General features: G+C 32.1%; 3 protein-coding genes. All 3 read right to left on the minus strand.

The window, feature by feature from the left end:
- Positions 1 to 351 (minus strand): nucleotidyl transferase AbiEii/AbiGii toxin family protein (locus tag BQ7314_RS13515; protein WP_245395003.1); only part of this gene is annotated, 351 nt, incomplete at its 3' end.
- Complete coding sequence (locus BQ7314_RS13520) at positions 315 to 794, minus strand: hypothetical protein (protein ID WP_174484220.1); 480 nt, start codon at positions 792 to 794, stop codon at positions 315 to 317. The genes BQ7314_RS13520 and BQ7314_RS13515, both read right to left, overlap by 37 nt.
- Positions 795 to 815: 21 nt before the next feature.
- On the minus strand, positions 816 to 1,562 hold the full coding sequence (locus tag BQ7314_RS13525) for a replication initiation protein (RefSeq protein ID WP_174484221.1): 747 nt from the start codon (positions 1,560 to 1,562) through the stop codon (positions 816 to 818).
- Positions 1,563 to 1,642 lie beyond the last annotated feature (80 nt).

A 1,642-nucleotide genomic window follows, 5' to 3' on the forward strand; every position in this document is an offset into this window, starting at 1 on the left:
ATTTATGGCTTTAGCAGGATAGTTATGCCTGAAGACAAGGCGCTCTTCGCTTTCACTAGTTCTTGCGACAGAACCTTTTTTTAAAAGAATTTTATTAACTTTAACATTTGATTTTTTTGCAGAGTCATTAATCCTTTTTTCTAAATTGAATGCTTTTGTACTATCAAAATCTAAATCTTCTGAAAACCTATCCAGATCGTAAGCTAAAAGCAAAGCAGTGCCGCCTTTTAATACAGTTGGTGTATCAAGGGTGGATTTTGCAATTTCAGACATAAACTTAACATGTGTTTTTTGGTCTTCTTTTAATTCAACACCTAACGCTTCATTTTCCATGCTTTTATTTTTTGCCATTGTTTTTCTGTTAATGCAGGCTTAAAACTGTCTATTAAACAATATAACTTCTCTTTTTCATGCTGTTCTGGAAGCCAGTCATCAAGAATGATGGAACTTTCAATATCATATCCTTTGGTAATACCATCTAAAACCATATCTGCAATTGCACGGTAATGATCGGCTGAAAATACATCTTTAGTAGAAGGTTGAACGCCCGATTCTACTAATATTTGGTAACAGTTAAAAACCCCGTTATTACCTAGATATTCATTTGTTGAGCAAGTATCAACCCCTGCTACAGTTTTACGCGGTATAAAATCACCATCCTCTAAAAAGTTCTCTGAAAAATGCCAGTCTCCTGTTCCATCCTCAGAGTAAATATTTAATGCAGTAATTGCAGTAAGATAATGTTTAATATTTGTTTCTGGAAGCGTACATTTTTTAAGTTGTATTACTGACATAGTTTAGCCACCTTTTTAATTTTATGAGTCAATGATAAATCCAAAATGATTAGCTCTTATCAGTTCTGAACTATATTGATCTTTAATGCTGTCATAAAGCCCTTTCCTCTCCATTTTTTTCATTTCCTCATAGATAACAGGATCGAAAGAAATTTCATCAATAACTAAATGCTTATGAGAATACGGTTGAGTGTAGCTACCATTTCTAACTTGCTTACTAATTGCATTCATTGAAAACTTAAAATTGAACTTAGCTTCTAATTTTATTTGCTGGCTAATAAGATCGGTAATAATCCAATCTATAAGCTCTTGCTCGTTACTAATAGAGGAATCTTTTTTACAAAAGAATAAAACAGTTTCTATATACTTCTGCTGTATTAAGTTAGGCTTTCTTGAAATTCTATCTATTTCTTCATTCAAGTTTAATACTTGAATTTTACTTAAATCTTGTGGCCTATGTATTTTAATCGTAAATGATATTTTATCTAATCCTCTCCGTTTTTCGTAAAACACTTCAATATCATATTGTTTATGGCTATTTATATCTTTAACTGCGGGTTTAAGAACTTTGGCGTTAAAATATTTCCATTCTGGATAATTCCCTTCATTAAAAAAACCTAGTTGTTTTCTTAGCTCATTAAACCCTATATCAAATGTTTTTTTGAACGCATAGGATTTAAAAATCTCATACAGTCGAATTGTGTTACCAGAACCAAATGCTGAAAGCAATTTTAAATCAAGTTGACAATAAGACTCGATAGGAACCATTTGTGGTTCTGTCGCAAGAACTAGTGAAAGCGAAGAGCCCCTTGTCTTCAGGCATAACTATCCTGCTAAAGCCATAAATT

Source organism: methanotrophic endosymbiont of Bathymodiolus puteoserpentis (Logatchev) (assembly GCF_900128525.1).
Classification (GTDB): domain Bacteria; phylum Pseudomonadota; class Gammaproteobacteria; order Methylococcales; family Methylomonadaceae; genus Methyloprofundus.